The sequence below is a fragment of the Bifidobacterium sp. wkB338 genome, assembly GCF_003688325.1.
In the GTDB taxonomy this organism is placed as follows: Bacteria; Actinomycetota; Actinomycetes; order Actinomycetales; family Bifidobacteriaceae; genus Bombiscardovia; species Bombiscardovia polysaccharolytica.
Genome location: NZ_NPOR01000037.1, coordinates 45851 through 62833 on the forward strand (window position 1 = coordinate 45851; position 16983 = coordinate 62833).

Consider the following 16983-nt stretch of genomic DNA (forward strand, 5'->3'; position numbering starts at 1 on the left):
GAAAACAGGGCCTGGATGAGGATTTTTCATGAATCCTCATCCAGGCCCCGCCACTGCCGATCTAAGACCGATCGCCTACTCGCCGTGGGCGAGCTGGCGGAGCTGGTCTGGATCGATGACCTTGATGTGCTCGCGGCCTACCTTGGCACCCTCAGCCCGCTCGTAGGCATCCACCCGCTTCCAGCCGGCGAAGTCGATAGGCTGGATGCCCTTGCCCGCCAGGAAACGGTCAATTGAATCGTCGTCCCGGTCCTGGGCAAAGCGGCCGCGAGTCGGGCTGGCTGCCAGGTCATCCAGCATGTTGCCGATGGTCTCCAGGGCATCGGACTTGGTGGATCCGATCAACCCCACAGGTCCTCGCTTGGCCCAGCCCGTTGCGTAAAGACGGTCGATGGGTCGGCCGTCCTGCCCTTCGGGAGCAGTGGTCACGCGACCATGGACGTTGGAAAGGGTGTAGCCGGAGAAGTCATAAGGAACGCCAGGAACCTCGGCAGGCTTGTAGCCGATGGCGTGGTAGACGGCCTGTACCGGGTACTCCTCGTACTGGCCGGTCTCCTCCATGGTGCCCTCGGGCGTAACCTTGGTCTTCTCCACGCGAATACCGGTCACCTTGCCGTCCTGGCCGATGATTGCGGCAGGCATCCGGTAGAAGTGCATATAGAAATGGCGGTCGGCGGGATTGCCTTCGAAGTCGACACCGCCGTCCTCAGCCATGTCCTCGGCCATCTCCCTGATGGTGAAGAGCTCCTCCAGCATCTGCCGGGTCAGTTTGTCGGCACCGGCTCGATCGATGGTCTCCTGATCCAGGTCGAAGTCCTCCTCGTCGATGACGATTTGCACTCCAGGCAGCTTCTCCAGCTCACGCAGCTCCTGGACCGAGAACTTGGCCTGGGCCGGGCCACGACGGATGAACATGTGCAGCTCGCGGGCCTGGTTGCCCTGGATCCCCTGGTAGACATTATCGGGGATGTCCGTGCCCAGCAGGTCGTCGGCCCGGCGCATCAGGATTCTGGAGACATCCATGGCCACGTTCCCGCCTCCGATGACGGCCACCTGCTTGGCATCCATAGGCCACTCCTGGTCAGCTTCGGGATAGCCGTCATACCATTCGACGAAGTGGGCGGCCCCGTGAACGCCATCAAGCTCATGGCCGGCGATCTCCAGAGGGCGGTCGTCCACGGCGCCGGTGGCGAAGAGCACCACATCGTAGCGCTGAAGCAGATCATCCAGGTTGACGTCCTTGCCGAACTCCACATCCGCATAGAGGTGGATCTCGGGGTTGTCCAGGGTCTTCTCCAAGGCGCCGGCGATGTACTTGATGCTGGGATGATCCGGGGCCACGCCGTAGCGGACCAGGCCGAAGGGAACGGGCAACTTCTCGAACAAATCGATACGGGCCCGGTCGCCCAGACCCAGGTCGGCACCCTTCTCCCGCAGCTGCCGCAGCAGAATGTCAGAGGCATAGACCCCTGCAGGCCCCGCGCCTATGACGGCCACGCGCAGGGGGGAGCCGGCTTCCTCGCCGCGGGCCGGTGCGGGCATGGTGGAATCGTTGACAGTATTATCGCTCATGCTTGTCAGCCTAACGCAAAGCAAGGGTCGGAAACAGGGTCGATCGGGCTCCATCCCCGGGACTTTCACCAAGCGTCGCGAATGGCCTCAGTCCCGGTCCATCAGCGCAGTCAGGGCCCAGAGAATGGAAACCACATCGATGGCCTCCTGTGTAAAGGCACCCACAACCACCGGAATCAGATCGAAAGCGGCGCAGAGCATGCCCACCGTGGCCAGGGTCAGCCCCAGCATGACCGCCTGGAGCATGACCCGCTTGGTCCTGCGGGCGATGGTGATCGACCTGGACAGACAGGCGATGTCGTCGTTCATGATTACGGCCTGGGCGGACTCGGAGGCGGCCGTAGTGGTCCCGTCGGTGATGGCCATGCCCACGTCGGCGGCGGCCAGGACCGGGGCATCGTTGACACCGTCCCCCACCATCAGGGTGATGGATTTGGTCACTGACTCACCAAGGAATTTGGACAGCCAGATGTCCCAGAATGGCTGCCGATTGGGCTCCTCCCTGGAAGCCTTGGCGATCAGATTGGCCTTGTCCTCGGGGAAGAGGCCGGCATGCACGTCTGTAATGCCCACCTGGTCGGCGATGATCCGGGCCGAGTCCTCCTTGTCGCCGGTGACCATGGAAAGACGGGTGATGCCCAACTCCCGTAGCTGGGTGATGGTCTGGGCGGCATCCGACCTGGGCACGTCCTTCATGACTACCCTGGCGGCCAAGACCCCATCAATAGAGACGTAGGAGGCCATCTCATCAGGCGCCAGGGGGCCGAATAAATCACTTGAATGCCCGTCAGCCACGAACTGGGCCCTGCCCACCTTGACCTGGTGGCCGTCGACCTGGCCCTGTACCCCGTTGCCGGAGTCCTCCTGAACCTCCCGCGCATGCAGATGGGCCTCTCCCTTGCCCTGTGCCCGCAGTCGCTCCTGGGCGGCGGCCCCGGCCTCGGCTATTCCATTGGCCAGGATGTGGACCGAGTAGGACTCCACAGCACCCGCCATGGCCAGAATCCGGTCCGTATCCACCTTCTGCTTCCCACCGTCTGGCAGGTCAATCTTGGACACCTGGGGACGTTTTACGGTCAACGTGCCGGTTTTGTCGAAAAAGATGTGCGAGACCCGGCCCAGATTCTCGATCACATCCTGGGTCTTGATCAGCAGCCCCGCCTTGGCCAGCCTTCCCGTCCCGGCCATGTAGGCCACAGGGGCGGCAATCAACAGAGGGCAGGGGGTTGCCAGAACCAGAACCTGGGCGAACCGGGTCGGCACGCCGGAGATGATCCAGGCCACGCAGGCGATGATGAAGGCCACCACGGTGAAGGGGACCGCCATCAGGTCGGCTGTTCTGACGACTGCAGCCCGGGAGTTCTGGGCGGAGCGCACCAGGCTGAGGATTCGCTGGTACTGGGAGTCCCGCGCCAGCTGCCGGGCCCGCATCAGGAAGGTGCCCGAACCGTTGACCGCTCCGGACATGACCTGGGCGTCCTGGTAGAGCCTGCGGGGCATGGGCTCGCCGTTGATGGTGGACATGTCCAGGGTGGCGGTCGGGCTGATCAGCTCGCCATCAACGGGCACGGTCTCGCCGGGCTTGACCACCAGGAGGTCGTTCAGACGGACCTTATCGACATCCACCGTGCTCCAGTCGCTCTCCTTGGGAAGGGCATGCTCCCCCTCTGGCATGTCTGCCTGGACCACGTGGGCCACCTGGGGGGCGGCCTGGACTAGTACGGTCAGATTGTTCTGCGCCTTGTTCCCGGCGTACTGCTCGATGGCATCGCCCGAGTAGAGCATGAGGACCACGGCCCAACTAGCCCAGTACTGCTGCACAGCGAGGGTGGAGAGGATGGCGACCACGGCCAGGATGTCCACGCCCACGTGGCCCTGGCGCACGTCATCGATCATCCCCTTGAGGGTATCCACCAACGAGACGGCCACCAGGACGGCGACCAGCCATTGGGCAGCCTGGCGATAGGGGTGCCAGAGCAGGCCCATGACCAGCCCGCAGACCAGCACCACCCAAAGCATGGGGACCTTCTTGGCGAAACCCAGGATTCTTGACATGACCACTTCCCCGCTCCGGACTTGTCTACCTGACAGCCGTAGCCGGATCACGGCTCTCTTCTGCTCTTGACATTTCAAGCCTATACCGCGCCAGGACCAGCGATGGTCGGCGAGTATGACAAGGGGCCGCACCCGCCAAAGTGACGGATGCGGCCCCTGGGTTCAGTCCTGGATCACTGCCCGAAGAAGAAGCGGAAGGGATCCATGGAGTCATCGTCGTCGCCCGAACCGCCTTGGTCGGAGTCGCCGTCCTGGCCACTGCCGCCCGAGTTCTTCCTGTTGGTCCTGGGCTTGCCCTGAACGTTCTGCTCTTCGCTATCCAAGGTGGCGTTCACCTCGGCGGTCTTGCCGTCACGCACCACGGTGATCTTGACCGAGTCGCCGAAGGCTGCAGCCCGGACAAAGCCCAGCAGGGAGTAGTTGTTGTTGACAGCATGGCCATTGAAGGCCACGATGGTGTCCCCGACCTTGATGCCGGCCTTGTCAGCCGGGGAGCCCGAAACCACATTGGTGACCTTGGCGCCGCCGCGGGTGACCCCGTCGGCCTGGGCCGTGCTGCTCTGGATGGTGACGCCCAGGGAGACGTGCTTGGCCTTGCCGTCCTTGATGATCTCATCAGCAACTCGCTTGACCAGGTTGGATGGGATGGCGAATCCGATGCCGATGGATCCCGCCTCGGACTTGGAGGAAGCCATGGATGCGATGGAGGAGTTGATTCCGATGACCTCGCCGGCCGCATTGAAGGTGGGGCCGCCCGAGTTGCCGGGGTTGATGGCCGCATCCAGCTGGATCGCGTTGGTCACGATGGGGTTGTTGTTACTCTCGTCCATGACCGAGACCGGGCGGTTCAGAGCCGAGACAATGCCGGTGGTGGCCGTGTTCTCGTAGCCCAGGGGGTTGCCGATGGCCATGACGTTCTCGCCCACGGCCAGCTTTTCGGAGTCGGCGAACTTCACAGGCTTCAGGTCGGAGGGCGCCTGATCCAGGCTGAGGATGGCGAGATCGGCAGTAGTGTCGGTGCCGACCACCTTGGCCGTGTACATCTGCCCGTTGGAGAGGGTGACGTGAATCTCCTGGGCGCCATCGACCACGTGGTTGTTGGTGACCACATGGCCCTGGGTGTCGAAGACCGCGCCTGATCCGGCCCCGACCCCGCTCTTGGTCTGCACCTGGATGGAGACCACGGACTCGGAGACCTGCTTGCTGATGCCCTGCCAGTCAGGAGCCTGCCCGCCCTCGACCTTGGCTGTGCCCTGGCCCGAGGAGTTGGAGGAGACTCCGCTCAGCGAGGAGGACGAGGGCAGGGTGATCCATCCGTTGGACAGAGCCGCCCAGCCCAGGCCCAGCATGAGAGCTGCAGCCACCAGGGCAGCCACCACGGCGGTGAAGACGTACTTGCCCGTGCCGCTCATGTTGCTGCTGGCGTTGTGGGCGGGACCAGGCCGACCGTTGAGGCCGCCGGATCCGAAAGGCACATAGGGGCCCTGGCCGGAAGGCTGGCCGCCCTGGGGGTTCTGGCCGGCGTTCTGACGTGGCTGGCCGTTCTGACCGAACTGGCCTGGCTGGCCGTACTGCCCGAAGAAGCCCTGCTGAGGACCTGAGCCATATCCCTGGTTAGGCTGCTGATTGGGCTGCTGCTGACCCTGATTGTTGGCAGGCGGACGCGAGCCTGCTGGCGCGTATGCTCCATACTCGGGCGCAGGCCGATAATAAGGCTGCCGCTGCGTCGGCGCATCCTGCCCCGTGGCTGAGCCACTGGAGGCGGAGGCTGAAGCGCCGGTGCCGCTATCGCCATTCGACCCGTTTTCCGTAGTCGCGGGCCGTGCATCGCCGCCAGGCATGGCAATAGGGGTCGTGGGCCTCTGGTCCCAATCCTGAGTCTGCTGATCCCCTTCTTCTGGCGCGGGGACTTGAGCAGGGCCGGTCTGGTCTGTGGAAGCTCCCGTCTCCTGCTCTTGACTGGCGGCCCCGCGCTCGATGTGGCTTGGCTGCCAGGACTGATCGTCATCGCCGCCCCTCCAAGGGTCGGCCTTGTGCTCTTCAGCCATTTCTGCTCCTTCGGATCGATGCCGCTGCCTGCTATTCGGTCACGCTTGTCAATCTACCCCGTCGCCCGCGCTTTTTGCTGTTTCCGGCTGACAGGCGAAGCGGGTCCTCGCGTGCATTGCTTCCAAGTCTAGAGGCGAAATGCTGAATGTTGTCTGGACATTGTATGAAAGTCACATCGACTGTACACAGGACGCCAACAGGACGGTTGGATGTCTTGGATACAGTGGAGCCATGAGCCTGATCACCAACCCGCTGGGAGCCACGCCGGGCCGACCCGGCGACCGCGCCGCATTCTCATTCGAGACCCTGAACCGCCTGCCTGACAGCCCCGATGGCCTGGGGCACAATGGCCGCCGCTACGGCCGCACCGGCATCATCCACACTCCTCACGGAGACATCCACACTCCCGCATTCATCCCCGTGGCCACCCAGGCGGCCATGAAAGCCGTCCTGCCCGAGCAAATGCGGCAGCTGGGCGCCCAGGTCCTTCTGGCCAACGCCTTCCATCTGTTTGAACGCCCCGGCCCCGACATTCTGGACCAAGCAGGAGGCCTGGCCCGGTTCATGAACTGGGACGGCCCCACCTACACCGACTCGGGCGGCTTCCAGGTCCTCTCGCTGGGAGCGGGATTCAAGAAGACCCTGGCCATGGACGTGACCGGCATGAAGTCGGACCAGGTAATCGCCGAAGGCAAGGAGCGCCTGGCATTTGTGGACGAGGACGGAGTCACCTTCAAGTCCCCGCTCAACGGCGACCGGCACCGCTTCTCGGCTGAGATCTCCATGGGCATCCAACACCGCATCGGCGCCGACATCATGTTCTCCTTTGACGAGCTGACCACCCTGATGAACACCCGAACCTACCAGGAGCAGTCGGTGGAGCGCACATTCCGTTGGGCCAAACGCTGCGTGGACGAGCACCAGAGGCTGACCCAGGCACGGACCGGCAAGCCCTACCAGGCCCTGTTCGGCGTGGTGCAGGGGGCCAACTATGAGGATCTGCGCCGACGTGCCGCCCGCCAGATCGCCTCCCTGGACTTCGACGGCGTGGGCATCGGGGGTGCCATAGAGAAACGGCTGCTGGGGCAGACCTGCGCCTGGATCTGCGACGAAATGCCCGAATCCCGGCCGAGACACGTGCTGGGCATCGCCGCTGTGGACGATATCTTTGCGGGCGTGGAGAACGGCGGAGACACCTTCGACTGCGTATCCCCCGCCCGTTGCGGGCGCAACGGGGCCGTCTTCACCCGTGACGGCCGCTGGAACATCAAGCGCGCCCAGTTCAAGACCGATTTCAGACCAATCGAAGAAGACTGCGACTGCTACACCTGCACCCACTACTCCCGGGCCTACATCGACCATCTGCTTCGCGCCCATGAGCTCAACGGCTACACGCTGGCCACCATCCACAACGAACGCTTCTTTGTCAGGCTACTGGACGAGATCCGCCAGTCCATCGACGGCGGCTATTTCGACGAGTACAAGAGGGAGACGCTGGCCCGGTTCTACGCCCACGGATCCAAGGGCTGAGCCAACACGCCATTATTGCGCCGCATAGACAAACGTGCTAGCCTTTCCAGTTGTCTGCGAACGTGGCGGAATGGTAGACGCGCTGTCTTCAGGTGGCAGTGAGCTGATGCTCGTGAGGGTTCAACTCCCTCCGTTCGCACCAGACAAAACGCCGTTGGCAAGGAATCCTCCCTGTCGACGGCGTCTTTTTATATCTCGCCTGCCAAGCGGCTTTCACAGGCGAGCGGCAATCATCTCCTTGATCTTCCCATCCTCCGCATTGGCCATGAAGTACTCTGCGAAATGCTCGCCGGAAATGGTCTCTTTAAGGAATCCCTGGTCAATCCGCTCAAGCACCTCTGGCAACGGACGGTAGACCTGATTCTTTACATCATGCAGGATTCCGGCATTGCGACGCTCCGGCACTGCGCGCTCCTTGGGGTAGCCGCCACCTGCTGGCTCGGCGAAGAGACGCTCGAAAATCAACTTCAGATTCAGCTCGGCTCCCCAGCCAAACCCTTTGGCGAAGGGGATCGAGAGGGCATTGCCCCCGTTGATCTGGCTGAACAAGTAGGCGTCAGTCGGATCCTCGGCCAACCCGCAGACCACGCCGGGGAAGCTGTTCAGGGCCGTCATGGCCCCCTGACCAGTTCCGCACCCGCTGATGACAAAATCAGCCGCCTTGCTGTTGAGCAGGATCGAAGCCAGCAGGCCATTCTGCACGTAGGTCAGCTGGCTCTCCCCCTCCTTGCCGTACATGCCATAGTTGAAGGCCTGAAGCCCTTTCTGATCGCAGACCTCCTTCAAGGTCGCGAAAATCAGGGCGTTCTTCGAGGCCTGCGAGTTCTCGTTGATCAACGCTACTTTCATGCTCCGCCTACTCTCCCTCATCACTGATTGATTTCACTACCCGTCTGAACCCCTGCATCCCCTCGCGCAAGTAACCCGAAAGCTTGTGATCCCCCGGCCTTACCGAGGCTGCTTGCCGATATAGGCCAGAATGCCGCCATCAACATACAGCACCTGCCCGTTGACGAAGTCTGAGGCCGACGAGGCCAGAAAGACCGCAGGACCCTGGAGGTCCGAGGGATTCCCCCATCGGGCTGCGGGCGTCTTCGAAACGATGAACTGATCGAAGGGATGCCTGGATCCATCGGGCTGACGCTCACGCAGAGGCGCGGTCTGCGGGGTGGCGATGTAGCCAGGTCCGATGGCGTTGCACTGAATGTTGGACCCGCCATATTCCGCACAGATGTTGCGGGTCAGCATCTTCAATCCGCCCTTGGCGGCCGCATAGGCCGAGACGGTCTCCCGACCCAGCTCGCTCATCATCGAGCAGATGTTGATGATCTTCCCGTGCCCCTGCTTGATCATCCCCGGCAGGACGGCTTTGGAAACTATGAAAGGTCCGATGAGGTCCACATCCACCACCTTGCGGAAGTCCTCGACAGTCATGTCCAGCATGGGGACCCGCTTGATGACGCCGGCGTTGTTGACCAGAATGTCGATGGTGCCGACCTCCCTGTCAATCCGGTCGACCATGTCGGCCACGGCACCCTCATCGGTCACGTCACAGACATAGCCCCGGGCCGGAATACCTGCCTGCCTGTAGGCCTGGGTCCCCTTGTCCACCGATGAGCGTCTTGAAGCATTGAAAACGATGGTCGCGCCCGCCTCATGCAGGGCGGAGGCTATTGCAAACCCGATCCCGTACACAGCGCCGGTCACCAAGGCCACCTTCCCCTTCAGAGAGAACCTCGACATGGAAAACTCTGCCATGATGACCTCCTCATCACCGACTGTTGCGCTCACGGAAACTATGTAGGGCATGCCGCATCTGCAGATGTACGGCCGAACAGCACCACCGCTGGATTGGCCTCAAACTATCAGGCAACGACTTCTGCGACAAGAAAGTTGCAGGCGCTTTCAACCTCGTATGTGCAACACTCCGGACCGATATTCCAGGGGAGACGGCCGGGCTGCAAAACAGTAGGATGTTCGATGAAACCAGCCCATCAACGAGGAAGGCACCATGGTTCAGACCCCGTCAACACCACTGGAGTATGCCCAGGCAGCGGTCGACACACTCCGCCGCACGTATCCGAACCCGGCCGACCTGCCGCCGATCCGCCATTTCCACTACCATCAGGGCGTCCTTCTGTCTGGAGTGCACCAAACCTATCTGATCAACAATGACGAATCCTATCTGGAGTACATAAGGGGTTGGATTGAATCCAACCTGGATGACCAGGGCCACGTGCTCAACCACGATCCCGTATGCTTGGACGACATCCAGCCAGGCATCCTCCTCTTCCCCCTTTATGACCATTTCGGATCCTCCCGGTACAAGACCGGCCTGGACCAGTTGGCCGACGACCTTGAAGCCTATCCGAAGAACGACGAGGGCGGATTCTGGCACAACGACGGAGTACCGCGGCAGATGTGGCTGGATGGGCTCTATATGGGCGGCCCCATGATGGTGGAATACGGTACCCGCTTCGGACGCAGGAATCTGGTGGACGAGGCCGTCAGACAGGCCCTCCTGATGCAGAGGAAAACCCGCGTACCTGAAACCGGGCTCTGGCGGCACGCCTATGATCCCGATCGTAAGGAACCCTGGGCCGACCCTGTAACAGGTCTCTCGCCCGAATATTGGGGGCGGTCCATCGGCTGGGTGCCCATGGCGGTAGTTAATGAACTGGAACTGCTGCCGCAGAGCCACCCGGGGCGCGAGGATCTGCGAAACCTGGTCCGCGACCTGCTGACCGCAGTCTGCCGCTATCAGGGCCCCGACGGCCGTTGGTGGCAGGTTCTCGACAAGGTCGGCCAGGCGGGCAACTGGCCCGAGAACTCTTGCACCTGTCTCTTCGTGGCCGCCATCTGCAAGGCCGTAGACCAAGGCATTCTGGACAAGACCTATCTGGAAGTAGCCAACAAGGGATATGAGGGGGTCATAACGAGCCTCGAGTGGCAGGGAGATGACCTCCTCATCGGCGACATCTGCATAGGAACCGGCCCCGGCAGCTACGAGGAATACTGCCAGCGACCCACCAGCATCAACGACATGCACGGGGTGGGCGCCTTCCTGCTCATGTGCGCAGGAATGGAACGCGTCCGGCCCTAGTCTGCTGACTGTTGTATCTCCTCGTCCGCTTCAATGTCCTGGTCGTCGAAGACCTTGCGGCCCTGGTAAAGATCCAGGTCCAGCTCGTTCTCGGTTCTGGCCACGATGACTGCCGTATTGGCGGCACCAGCCACGTTCACCAGCGTACGGCCCATATCCACCAGCTGGGAAATAGGCTGCATGATAGCGATGAAGGGTACGGGCAGGCCAGCCGCCGTGAAGAGGGAGGTGGCGGTGATCGTGGCTGTGCCGGGCACACCCACCGTCCCCACGGAAACCACTAGAGCAAAGACGATCAGGAGGGCGAAGCGCAGGGGGGTGTAAGGAATCCCCTGAGCATTGATGGCGAAGACCGCCAGAAGAACGGGCCAGAGTCCGGCGCATCCGGGCATGCCCAGATTGGCTCCCAGACTGGCGACGAATGAAGCCGTCTCTTCGGGAACGCCGGCAGAGCGCAGCTGACGGACCGTGACAGGAATGGTGCCGATGCTGCTTTCTGAAGTGAAGGCCACCACGCCCGCCGGCCAAAGGGAGCGGAAGAAGGGCAGAGGATTGACCCTACCGACCAGGGCCAGGATCAGGGGTTGGACCAGGAAGAGCTGAATGGCCAGACCCAGGTAGGCCACCAGAAGAACAGCAAGCAGGGGCAGAAGGCTCTTCAGGTTGCTGCGACCAATGGCGGCTGCGATCAGGGACAGGACCGCATAGGGAGTGAAGCCGACCACGATTTGAGTGGCCTTGGACAGGACCACATTGCCGGCGTCCACGAAAGCCTTGAAGGGGGCCACGCTCTGCTCCCCGCGCGGTGTTGAGGCGGCCTTGTTCAGAGAGACCGCCAGGAGGATGGCGAAGATCACGACAGGAATGACCTGGTTGTGGGCCCAGTTGTCCGCCAGATTCGATGGGAAGAGACCGACCAGAGTATCGAGCACCCCTGGCACCTCGTGAGGCTTGGCCCCCTTGGGCAGGGCCTGATTGAACCCCTTGCCGACCTGGAAAAGCAACCCCAGAACCAGGGCGATCACGGCGGCTGTGAAGGTGTTGACCAGGAGAAGAACGATGGTCTTCACACTGATGTTCTTCAACCGACCAGACCCACCGATACGGCTGATGCTGGCAATGATGCTGAAGAGCAGGAGGGGCACCACGAGGGCCGAAATGACCTCGGACCAGACGTTGCCGAATGCCCCCACATAGGTCGTGTGACCGGAGAAGCCCACACCCACCAGGATTCCCAACACCGTCGCTATAATGACCCGCCAACTGAAGTTGACCTTGGTCTTTCTGCTCAGCAGGGCCAGCCCCGCAAAGAGAATGACGACCACTACCAGGGCCGCCCAATCCCAACTTGTTTCCGACATTGCCTCTCCCCTTCAACCTCTTCTTCCCAGGACCGAACGGTCTGGGGTTGGGGTTCAATCTAACAGGAAAGAAGCGAAAGTTCAGCGATTCCCGGAAGAATGCCTATACCCGTTGCTTATGGACTGCTATTCAAGGGCGGATTGGACCTGTCTGACAAGGGTTGCTAGGAACGAACCAGGCGGGCGATGGCCTCGGAAGCCTCCTGCATCTTCTCGTCGGCCTCCTCGCCCCCCTTTTCGGCAGCCTCGCGGACGCAGTGGTTCATGTGGTCGTCCAGCAGGGTCAGAGCCACCGACTTCAGGGCGCTGGTCGAGGCGGCAATCTGGGTGAGGATGTCGATGCAGTAGGTGTCTGACTCGACCATCTGCTCGATGGCCCTGACCTGACCCTCGACACGCCGGAGTCTGGTGATGGTCCGCTTTTTGTCGTTGGCATATCCGGGCACGATTCACTCCATTCCTAGTCAATGGTCTTCATAGCAGAGTCGAGAGCGACTTGGATTCATGAAACCATCTCGAAATTCACTATCAGTATACCCCTGGGGGGTATAGTAGGCCACATGAGCAGCATCCTGGTCCTTATCGCAGCCCTGGTCATCACGGCGGGCATCATCTGGTACTTCTTCGCGCCCAGAAAGGCCACCCAGGCCAAGGATGAGGGCGGCGTCCAGACCGTCCACATCACAGTCAAGGGCGGATACAGCCCTCAGCTGATCCAGGTTCAGGCCGGACGGCCGGTCAAGCTGGTCTTCGACCGCCAGGAGAGTGGGGAATGCTCCTCACACGTGGTCTTCAATGACTTCAATATCGACAAGACTTTGCCCGCCTTCCAGACCTCGACCGTCCAGCTGACCCCGCCCAAGGCCGGCGACTATCCCTTCGCCTGCGGAATGAACATGCTCCACGGGATGCTCCGGGCCACCAATGGACCGACGACCGACAGTGCCGAGGCACAATCCGAACAGGCACAAAGTAGCCAGTCACAAGACGAACGTTCACAGGCCGAGGCCGCCGAATCCGCCAAGCCCGCCCAGACCAATGGCGGCAACGACCAGGACGAGGCCGACCAGGAGCGCACAGCAGAAATCCGTGACCTGACCAGGCGATTCATCGTAGCCCTGGTCTTCACGCTCCCGGTTTTCATACCAGCCATGTTCGGCATGTTCCTGCCCATGCCCCACATTCTGATGAACCCTTGGGTCCAGCTGGTCCTGATATTGCCGGTCATGTTCTACTCGGGCTGGCCCATCCATCGCACCGGGTGGCTGGCCCTGGCACACCGGGCCCCGGAGATGAACTCCCTGGTCGCCCTGGGCACTGCCACAGCCTTCCTCTACTCACTGGTGGTCACTGTGGCCCCGCAACTCCTGCCTGAGGGAAGCCGTGAACCATATTACGAGGCCGTGGGCACCATCATTACCCTGATGATCCTCGGCCAAATCCTGGAGGCACGCGCCCGGCGCGGCACCGGCGATGCCATCCGCGCCCTTATCGGACTGAGGCCCAAGACCGCCACCGTGGTGAGGACCGGCCAGGACGGCAGGGAGGCCACCCAGGAGATCGCCGTCGACGATGTGGTCGTCGGAGATGTGATTCAGGTCCATCCGGGCGAGAAGCTGCCTGTGGACGGCCAGGTCATATCCGGGTCATCCTCAGTGGACGAATCCATGGTGACCGGCGAACCCATGCCCGTCCTCAAACAAGAAGGCGATTCCTTGGTCGGAGCCACAGTCAACGGCACGGGCTCCCTGCGCTACAAGGCCACCCAGGTAGGGCAGGACACGGTCCTGGCACAGATCATCCGGCTGGTCAAGACGGCTCAAACCTCCAAGGCGCCCATTCAGAAACTGGCCGACCGAATATCGTCAATCTTCATCCCCGGAGTCATCCTGGTAGCGCTCTGGACCTTCGTGGCCTGGTGGGCGTTCGGCCCTATGCCCCGCGGAGTATACGGAATCGTGGCGGCGGTCTCCGTCCTGGTCATCGCCTGCCCCTGCGCCCTGGGCCTGGCCACTCCCCTATCCGTGACGATCGGGACAGGACGCGGTGCCCGTGCCGGTGTGCTCTACCGTTCGGCGGAGGCCCTGCAGGGAACGCATGACGTCGACACCATCGTCCTTGACAAGACCGGCACCATCACCCAAGGCCGGCCTGAACTGGCTGATGCCCAGAGCGTGCAGGGGATGGATGAGGACCTGCTGATCAAGGCGGCCGCGAGCGCCGAGAGCAATTCGGAGCACCCCCTGGCCCAGGCCATCGTCCAGGCTGCCAAGGACCGCAACCTGGAGCTGGTCCCGGCCAAGGACTTCGACTCGGTCACCGGCGCCGGCATCGATGCGACCTTCCCCTCCGGCTCCTTCGAGGCAGGCAGAGGCACCCCGCATGTTCTTGTCGGCAACCGCAGACTGCTCGAGGGCAAGGGAATCGAACTTGAGAACGAAATAGCGGACCAAGCTGGCGCGCAATCCCTCTTGGGTACTGCCCGCAGCTGGGAAGATCAGGGCCGCACGACCATCTTCGTAGCCATCGACGGCAAGCTTGCTGGGGTCCTGGCCGTGACCGACCAGGTCAAGTCCGGCTCCAAGCAGGCCATCCACGACATGAACGAGCGTGGCATCCAGACCATCATGCTGACCGGCGACAACCAGGGCACCGCCGAGCAGGTCGGGGGCCAGGTGGGAGTCACCCGGGTGGTGGCGCAAATCCATCCCGAGGACAAGGCGAGCATCGTCAAGGCCCTTCAGGCCCAAGGACACAAGGTGGCCATGATCGGCGACGGCATCAATGACGCCCCGGCCCTGGCTCAGGCCGACCTGGGCATGGCCATCGGCACCGGAACGGACGTAGCCATCGAGTCCGCCGACGTGACCCTGGTCTCGGGCGACCTGAATGCGGCCGTCAAGGCCATCGACCTCTCTGCTGCGACCATGCGCAACATCCATCAGAACCTCTGGTTTGCCTTCGGATACAACGGCCTGGGCATCCCCATCGCCGCCGGCGTGCTCTACCCCTTCATCGGCCTCTTGCTCAACCCCATGATCGCCGGCGCGGCCATGGCCTTCTCTTCACTGTCGGTGGTGCTCAACGCCAACCGGCTGCGGCACACGCCCCTGAAGGCCAGGCCGGTCAAAGAGGCCAAGCCGATCGACATGGATGCCCTGACCAGGGACCTCAGTATTTCCAACCACCAAGAACACAACCAAGAGAAAGGAAATGAGATGGGACTCTTCCATCATCATGACAACATGCAGCAGGATCAGGCGGCGACGGACAAGGTCACCGACCCGGTCTGCGGCATGTCCATAGACCCCAACACAGCCGCAGCCAAGCGCGACTACCAGGGCAAGACCTACTACTTCTGCTCGCAGAACTGCGTCGATACCTTCGATGCCGACCCGGAGAAGGTGCTCAACAAGTAAGCCGGTAGCGCTCCCCGGCCAGGACGGTACACCCACCTGACTCAGGTACCGCCCAGTATGCATATGTAGAAATTTTTGGCCCCCCGCCCACCGGGCTACCCTGGTGGGCGGGGGGCCTATGCAGATACCCGTCACCGCAGGTCCTATGAACCCTGTCTGGCCTTACTCTTGGTCAGCATTACTTGCGACGTCAGCTAGAGTATAGGTAAGATCCATGGGCTCAGTAGCCTGGACAGCGATCTTGGTCGTCTTATCCGTGGAGAACTTCGTGAGGGAATAGACTCTCCCACTGCCCTCAAACCAGAATTCTACGCTACTCTGATCCTCCAGCACATGCAGTACAGGCTCCTGCCCTTTCTCAAGGCCGGTGGCGACCGGGGCATACTGCTTGCTGTAGTTAGCCTGGCCCTGAGCATCCAAAAATCGTTTAGTAGTCCGGCTGACCTTATATTGTCCGCTCTCCAGATCGTAATCCACGTTCAGGCTGGCATCAGATTGGGCCAGGGTAAGCTTGACGCTGCCAGCCGAACCGACAGCGGTCCCGTCCTTGGGCTTAAAGGCAAACCGCATTTTTTGATAGGAGGAACGCTCAAGTTCAAACTGCTGACCCCGGCGGGATTTTGGCCCTATCTGCACCTGACCTCGCAGGGCTTGCCCATAGAGAGACTCGGGCTCAACAATGGTATTCCGAACCCGATACTCACCTTCCTGCCCAGCCAAGGTGAGCCTATGCGCAAGACTCAACGAACCCAGATTATAGACTTCTCCCTCCCCATCCTCTAGGGCCTTGGAGGTATAATCCCAGTTCCCCATCCATGCTAAGGAGAGAATGGTGCCCTCATTCTCCTGCATGAAGTTAGCCCCATAATAATCTGAGCCGTCATCCATGCGTTCGGGTTCCTGGTCGGGCACGAATACTTCCTCCTCGTTGAGATGACCCACCATGTAGTAAGTGCCTGTAGGCTGGGAATGCTCGTACCCATTGGCTCCAAAAAACATGATGTGTTGGGTTTTCCCAGTCTTGGGGTCTATCAGGGTCTTCAAATTGGGGCACTCAATCAGGCCCAGCCCCATCCCGTCTTTCAGGCTGTCAGCGTTAATCATGGTCCCACCGACATAGTGAAAATCGAGCCCATTATCGCTCCTATAGGTCCCTATCTTGTCACCCTCTGCAAGATACATCATGAGCGAGTGCTTATCAGCGCTGTAAGTGACATACGGATCACGGAAGTTGGCCGTCACATCAGGAGCTTTCATGATGGCATGGTCCACATAGGGGGTGAAGGTCTTGCCCTCGTCCTTGGAGTAAGCGACAAACTGTTCCTGTCTGCCATCAACGTAGCTGGTGAAGTAGGCCACCAGATCCTCCCTGTCAAGTTGAGGGAAAAACCCAAGGCTGTTAGGCAGAATAGAACCGGTCGCTAGGTCCTGCCAGGATCCAGCAAACTTGGGGATGGAGACACCCACATTTTGATAATGGATAAAATCCTTGGTCGTAACCTGATACCACTCTGTCCCATCACCCTCATGCTTGTACTTGGCATTTTGCAGGTAGATCAGGTGGTATAGTCCGTTCTTGTCCTGCCAGATGGTCTGCACATCGTTCATGAATCCGGCCGGGTTATAGTAATGATATCGTTGCTTAAATTTACTCTGAATCAACCGGTTCTCCTTAGCACTCTGGGCCTCAGCCTCCTGGTTACCTTTGAAACTCAAGCCTGGCGCAAAGACCGGTATGAGGGCTCCCAAGAGGCATATCACAACCAGCAAGGTTCCAAAGACCAAGCCCCAATGCTTCTTCCTCCACCTGCGGGCCCTTACCTGCATCGTGTTTCCCGCCTCGGCCTCAACGCCTGCAGGGGGCTCGTCCTTGCCAGGGAGCCTATCGAAATCC

11 protein-coding genes and 1 tRNA gene are annotated in these 16983 nt (G+C 61.2%); 4 read left to right on the forward strand and 8 right to left on the reverse strand.

Annotation, left to right across the window (positions count from 1 at the left end):
• Window positions 1–75 precede the first annotated feature (75 nt).
• From CI603_RS06615 to CI603_RS06625, 3 genes are all read right to left on the reverse strand, one after another.
• Window positions 76–1542: an FAD-dependent oxidoreductase gene (locus tag CI603_RS06615; protein ID WP_121913520.1), complete on the reverse strand. Its 1467-nt coding sequence runs from the start codon at window positions 1540–1542 to the stop codon at window positions 76–78.
• A gap of 117 nt (window positions 1543–1659) precedes the next feature.
• Entirely contained in the window at window positions 1660–3627 is a 1968-nt protein-coding gene (locus tag CI603_RS06620) for a heavy metal translocating P-type ATPase (protein ID WP_121913521.1), read from the reverse strand.
• A 173-nt stretch (window positions 3628–3800) separates the two neighbouring features.
• Window positions 3801–5675: a S1C family serine protease gene (locus CI603_RS06625; protein WP_121913522.1), complete on the reverse strand. Its 1875-nt coding sequence runs from the start codon at window positions 5673–5675 to the stop codon at window positions 3801–3803.
• 232 nt (window positions 5676–5907) lie between these two features.
• On the opposite strand from CI603_RS06625, the gene tgt reads away from it, so the two are divergent.
• Both tgt and CI603_RS06635 read left to right on the forward strand, forming a co-directional pair.
• A complete protein-coding gene (gene tgt, locus CI603_RS06630; RefSeq protein ID WP_121913523.1) occupies window positions 5908–7206 on the forward strand; it encodes a tRNA guanosine(34) transglycosylase Tgt in 1299 nt (432 codons plus the stop codon).
• Window positions 7207–7262: 56 nt separating this feature from the next.
• A tRNA-Leu gene (locus tag CI603_RS06635) sits at window positions 7263–7348 on the forward strand.
• 71 nt (window positions 7349–7419) lie between these two features.
• On the opposite strand, the gene CI603_RS06640 is transcribed toward CI603_RS06635, so the two are convergent.
• Window positions 7420–8055, reverse strand: a complete 636-nt coding sequence (locus CI603_RS06640; RefSeq protein WP_121913524.1) for an RpiB/LacA/LacB family sugar-phosphate isomerase — start codon at window positions 8053–8055, stop codon at window positions 7420–7422.
• A 99-nt stretch (window positions 8056–8154) separates the two neighbouring features.
• Window positions 8155–8964, reverse strand: coding sequence for a gluconate 5-dehydrogenase (locus CI603_RS06645; protein ID WP_121913532.1), 810 nt, complete (start codon window positions 8962–8964; stop codon window positions 8155–8157).
• Between the two features lie 253 nt (window positions 8965–9217).
• On the opposite strand from CI603_RS06645, the gene CI603_RS06650 reads away from it, so the two are divergent.
• Window positions 9218–10309 carry a glycoside hydrolase family 105 protein gene (locus CI603_RS06650; protein ID WP_121913525.1) on the forward strand — a complete coding sequence of 364 codons (1092 nt, stop codon included), beginning with the start codon at window positions 9218–9220 and terminating at the stop codon, window positions 10307–10309.
• On the opposite strand, the gene CI603_RS06655 is transcribed toward CI603_RS06650, so the two are convergent.
• Together CI603_RS06655 and CI603_RS06660 are read right to left on the reverse strand one after the other, a co-directional pair.
• Window positions 10306–11670 (reverse strand): dicarboxylate/amino acid:cation symporter, encoded by a 1365-nt coding sequence (locus CI603_RS06655; protein ID WP_121913526.1) that lies wholly within the window; start codon window positions 11668–11670, stop codon window positions 10306–10308. The genes CI603_RS06650 and CI603_RS06655 overlap by 4 nt on opposite strands.
• A 164-nt stretch (window positions 11671–11834) precedes the next feature.
• Entirely contained in the window at window positions 11835–12116 is a 282-nt protein-coding gene (locus CI603_RS06660; protein ID WP_024627554.1) for a metal-sensitive transcriptional regulator, read from the reverse strand.
• A 114-nt stretch (window positions 12117–12230) separates the two neighbouring features.
• Here CI603_RS06660 and CI603_RS06665 point away from each other — a divergent pair, with 114 nt between their 5' ends.
• Window positions 12231–15089: a heavy metal translocating P-type ATPase gene (locus tag CI603_RS06665; protein WP_121913527.1), complete on the forward strand. Its 2859-nt coding sequence runs from the start codon at window positions 12231–12233 to the stop codon at window positions 15087–15089.
• 162 nt (window positions 15090–15251) lie between these two features.
• On the opposite strand, the gene CI603_RS06670 is transcribed toward CI603_RS06665, so the two are convergent.
• Window positions 15252–16983 (reverse strand): glycoside hydrolase family 32 protein (locus CI603_RS06670; protein ID WP_147438294.1); only part of this gene is annotated, 1732 nt, incomplete at its 5' end.